The sequence below is a fragment of the Variovorax sp. 01T439_2 genome, assembly GCF_056398445.1.
This window is the reverse complement of sequence record NZ_JBFTPJ010000468.1, coordinates 1-4,510: the sequence shown is the minus strand read 5'-3', so window position 1 is coordinate 4,510 and position 4,510 is coordinate 1. Positions and strand designations below refer to the sequence as shown.

Annotated in this window: 4 protein-coding genes; 2 read left to right on the top strand and 2 right to left on the bottom strand. The window is 70.4% G+C overall.

Features of this window, described 5'->3' with window-relative positions:
• Window positions 1-330 (bottom strand): metallophosphoesterase (locus tag AC1DOC_RS20635; RefSeq protein ID WP_478130393.1); only part of this gene is annotated, 330 nt, incomplete at its 3' end.
• Between the two features lie 23 nt (window positions 331-353).
• On the opposite strand from AC1DOC_RS20635, the gene AC1DOC_RS20630 reads away from it, so the two are divergent.
• Both AC1DOC_RS20630 and AC1DOC_RS20625 read left to right on the top strand, forming a co-directional pair.
• Window positions 354-1,667 carry a hemolysin family protein gene (locus AC1DOC_RS20630; protein ID WP_015866631.1) on the top strand — a complete coding sequence of 438 codons (1,314 nt, stop codon included), beginning with the start codon at window positions 354-356 and terminating at the stop codon, window positions 1,665-1,667.
• A 48-nt stretch (window positions 1,668-1,715) separates the two neighbouring features.
• Window positions 1,716-2,375, top strand: coding sequence for an FABP family protein (locus AC1DOC_RS20625; protein ID WP_018907427.1), 660 nt, complete (start codon window positions 1,716-1,718; stop codon window positions 2,373-2,375).
• A 30-nt stretch (window positions 2,376-2,405) separates the two neighbouring features.
• Here the strand turns inward: AC1DOC_RS20625 and AC1DOC_RS20620 are convergent.
• Window positions 2,406-4,510 (bottom strand): autotransporter family protein (locus AC1DOC_RS20620; protein ID WP_478130392.1); only part of this gene is annotated, 2,105 nt, incomplete at its 5' end.

The window sequence follows — 4,510 nt, the reverse complement described above, 5'->3', positions numbered from 1 at the left end:
GTGCAGCGCCATGTGCTGCTGGCGCACCCATTCGAGCATGGCTTCGCTGTCGGGCGCTTCGAGCAGGCCGGCCAGCGTGTCCTTGCGGCTGGACTTGCGCGCGCCGTGCGCCACGCCCAGCAGGTGCAGGTCGTGGTTGCCCAGCAGACTCAGCGCCGAGGCGCCGTAGCCCTGCACGCGCCGCAGCACGGCGGCCGAATCGGGACCCCGGTTGACCAGGTCGCCCAGCAGCACGATGGTGTCGCGGCTGGGTGAAAAACCGATCTTGTCGAGCAGTTTCTGGAGGGCGGCGTCGCAGCCCTGGATATCGCCGATCAAGTAAAGTGCCATGTCCTCATTTTCACCCCCCGTTCATGGATGTTCTCCTGCTGGCCTTGCTGACCACGCTGAATGCGTTGTTTGCGATGTCCGAAATGGCCCTTTCAACCAGCCGGCGTGCGCGCCTGGCAGCACTGGCCGAGACGGGCGATACCGGGGCGGAGGCCGCGCTCCGGCTGATGGAGGAGCCGACCCACTTCCTGTCGACCGTGCAGATCGGCATCACCTCGATCGGCATGCTCAGCGGTATCGTGGGCGAGGCCGCCTTCGCGGCGCCGCTCGCGGTCTGGATGGAGAACCTGGGGATGGGCCGCGGCACGGCCAGCGTGGTGTCCACCGCGGTGGTGGTGACCGGCATCACCTTCTTCACCATCATCTTCGGCGAGCTGGTGCCCAAGCGGATCGGCCAGCTCTACCCGGAACCCGTGGCGCGCTGGGTGTCGCGCCCGATGCGCAGTCTTGCCAAGGGCGCCAAGCCGTTCGTGTGGCTGCTCGCGAGCGCCACCGCCGCCGTGCTGAAGCTGCTGCGCATCGACGCCAATGCCGCGCGCTCCATGACCGAGGAAGAAATCTCGGCCAGCCTGGAAGAGGGCGTGGACGCCGGCGTGATCGAGCAGCACGAGCACCAGATGGTGCGCAACGTGTTCCACCTGGACGACCGCCGGCTGTCGTCGCTGATGATCCCGCGCGCCGACATCGAATGGCTCGACGCCTCCGACACGGTGGCCGAGGCGCTGCAGAAAGTGGCCGACGCCGGCGCGCTCAACCTGGTGCATTCCTGGTACCCGGTGTGCCGCAATTCGCTCGACGACGTGGTCGGCGTGATCAGCGTGGCGCACCTGCTGCGCCTTGGCACCGGCCATGTCGGCGTGCTGGGCCAGGAAGCGGCGCCGGCCGTGTTCGTGCCCGAGACGCTCACCGGCATGGAGCTGCTCGAGCAATTCCGCGAACGCGGCGGCCGGCTGGTGTTCGTGGTCGACGAATACGGCGTGGTGCAGGGCCTCATGACGCCGCGCGACATGCTCGAGGCCATCACCGGCGAACTGCAGCCCGGCACGCTGACCGACGCCTGGGCGCGCGAGCGGCCCGACGGCGTATGGGAGCTCGACGGGCTGATGCCGGTGTCGGAGCTGCGCGCGAGGCTCGGCATCCGCGAGCTGCCGGAAGAAGAGCGCGGGCGCTACAACACCGTGGCCGGCCTGCTGATGGCCGTTTCAGGCCACCTGCCCAAGACCGGCGAAGTCATCGACTGCGCGGGCTGGCATTTCGAGATTGCCGCGCTCGAGGGGCGCCGCATCGACCGGGTGCTGGCCACGGCCGACAAGTCGGCATCGACGATGGACGACTAGGGCCCGAGCCCGTTCACCCCACCAGAAATCAGAAGAAGTCCGCACACCATGAACCCCACCGAAGACATCTACACCGAGCCCAACGCCGACCCCGATACGCTCGCCAACCTCGGGCCGCTGCGTGCCATGGCCGGCATCTGGGAGGGCAGCCGCGGCGTGGACGTCAAGCCCAAGCGCGAAGGCCCCAAGACGCAGGTCTATGTCGAGCGCTACGAGCTGCAGCCCATCGATCCGCAGACCAACGGCCCCCAGTTGCTGTACGGCCTGCGCTACCACACCTACATCCACAAGCCCGGCCTCACCAAGATGTACCACGACCAGGTGGGCTACTGGCTCTGGGAGCCGGCCACCGGCACGGTGCTGCACACGCTGGCCATTCCGCGCGGACAGGTGGCCATGGCCAGCGGCCATGCCAAGGCGGACGACACGCGCTTCACGCTCAGCGCCGAGCGCGGCAGCCTGGTGAACGGTATCGTGTCCAACCCCTTCATCGAGCACGCGTTCACCACGCTGGCGTGGAACATCACGGTAACCATCAACGCCGACGGCACCTGGTCCTACGACCAGGACACGGTGATGCAGATCCAGGGCCAGGCCGAGCCCTTCCACCACACCGACCGCAACACGCTGACGCGCGTCGAGGGGCCGGGGCGCAATCCGCTCGCGATGCCCGACGCGCCGGCCGCCGTGGCGGTGCGGCCAAAGTAGCGGCGAAGGCGCCCGCCGGGCGCCTCGCATTCACCAGCGGATCTTCAGGCCCACGCTGGCATTCACGCCGCTCTTCATGCGCGCGTCGCCGCCCGAAGCCCAGAACTTGCCGACCTCGCCATACAGGCTCATGCTCTGCGTGAGCTGCAGCGTGGCGCCGGCCGCCAGTTCGGTGCTCGTGCCGCCGGTGCGGGTGGCAATGTCGGTAAAGGCCGCGGGGCCGATGAAGCGCGTGACGTCCGTGCCGCTGCTGCTGCGGTAGAGGTTCAGCCGCGCATAGGGCTGCAGCGGGCCGGCGCTGGTGGTCATCTCGCCCTTGACCCGCACGCCGGCGCGCACCAGCCAGCCGCTGTGGCTGTGCTGCTGCACCACCGCGCCGATGATGCCGGCGTCGTCCAGGCTCACGTGCTGGTGCACCAGCTGCAATTGCGGCTCGACGATCCACTCCGGCGAGATGTGGAAGCCCTGGCCCACCTCGATGGAGGCCAGCAGGCTGTGGCCCTTGCCCGAGCCGGCCGAACCCAGCGTGGTGGCCGCGGTGTAGCGGTGGCGCCCGGCCTGCAGCACGCCGTCCACGTACAGGCCGCTGTCGTTCTTCCAGGTGGCGTAGGCGCCCAGGTACTGGCTGCGCAGGTCGCTCGAGCCGACCCCATAGCCCTGCACGCCGCGGGCAAAGCCGTTCACGCGCATGTCGCCCTCGAGCTGGCCGACATAGATGCCGACGCGCCAGTTGGGATCGGCCCACAGGTCGTTGCCGGCCTGGAAGCCTGTGAGGCGCCCCTTGCTGGTGGGGCTCACGGTGCCGGCCTGGCCGATGGTGCGGTCCATGCTGATGATGCGGGCCCAGCCCTGGCGGTAGCCCTGCTCGGGCGTGGCCGTGGCAAGGCCGGCCGTGCCGTCGTCGCCCACGCGCTGGTGGAGGTTGCCCACCATGGCCAGGTTGGACTGGCGGAACTGCTCGGGCAGCGCCGCATACAGCGGGACTTCGGCACGGTAGGTGGGCACCGTCACGCCCCCCGGCGGGAAGCCGCCGTCGCTGCTTCGCGGGGTGCCGCCGTCGCCCGGCGCAGGCGCAGGCGCAGGGGGTGCTGGTGGTGCCGGCGGTGCAGGCGGTGCCGGTGGCGCGGGCGGCGCCGGTGGTGCAGGTGGCGGAGGCGGCGGAGGCGGTGGGGGAGGAGGCGGCGGCACGACGATGACGCCGGAGCGCAGGTACCAGTTCTCGCCCGCGCCGGTCGCGTCGGCGGCGTGCAGCCGGTACTCGTAGGCGCCGGCGTCGACGTGGCCGCCTGCCAGGCGGAAGGCATCGCGGGTGGTCTGCGCCGTGGTGGTGGCGCCGTTCATCGCGGTCACCACTTCGATGCCGTTGCCGATGGTCAGCGCGCCCAGTCCGCCCAGGTTGGTGATCTGTATGTTGGTGGTGCCGCTGGCAATGGCGGTGGTGCCGCAGAGGATCAGCCGGTCGCTCAGGCTGGCGCTGTTGCCCAGCGCCGTGCCCAGGCGCAGCGTGCCGTCGTTGCCCACCCAGGGGCCGTGCACCGTGAGGGTGGCACCGGGCGTGCCGCTCAGCAGCGAGACGATGCCGCTGTTGGCCATCGATGCGATCGTCTGGCTATGGCCCGCCAGGTCGAGCGTGGCGCCCGCGTTGACGGTGAAGGCGCTCGCGCTGCTGAGCGTGTCGGCCGCGCCGGCGCGCAGGGTGCCGGCCGCGACGTTGGTGGCGCCGGTGTTCGTGTTGGTGCCGCTCAGGGTCAGCGTGCCCGCGCCGACCTTCACCAGGTCGCCGGCGCCCGAGATCGGGCCCGACCAGCCCATGCCGTGGCCGTTGGTGTCGATGGTGCCCGTGCCGCCCAGCAGCAGTGCGTTRTCCAGGCTCAGGCCGTCGGCGCCGGCGATCACGCTGGCGCTGGYACCGCTTCCGATGGCAATGGCGCCCAGCATCGACGAGCCGGTGTTCACGGTCAGGCTGTTGCTGCCGCCGGTGAACGACACGGCCGGTGCGCGCGTGGCGCCGTCGCCGCCAAGGCCGCCTGAAATGCTGCCGCTGTTGCTGATGTTCAGGTTGGCGCCCGCGATGCCGGCGCCGCCGGCGCCGGGCGCGCCGCTTGCGCCGCCGTTGCTGTTGGCCCCGCCGGTGC

What these genes read in the sequence shown, in the direction of transcription:
- AC1DOC_RS20625 (WP_018907427.1), top strand. Translation starts at nt 1,716, where the DNA reads ATGAACCCCACCGAAGACATCTACACCGAGCCCAACGCCGACCCCGAT.
- AC1DOC_RS20630 (WP_015866631.1), top strand. Translation starts at nt 354, where the DNA reads ATGGATGTTCTCCTGCTGGCCTTGCTGACCACGCTGAATGCGTTGTTT.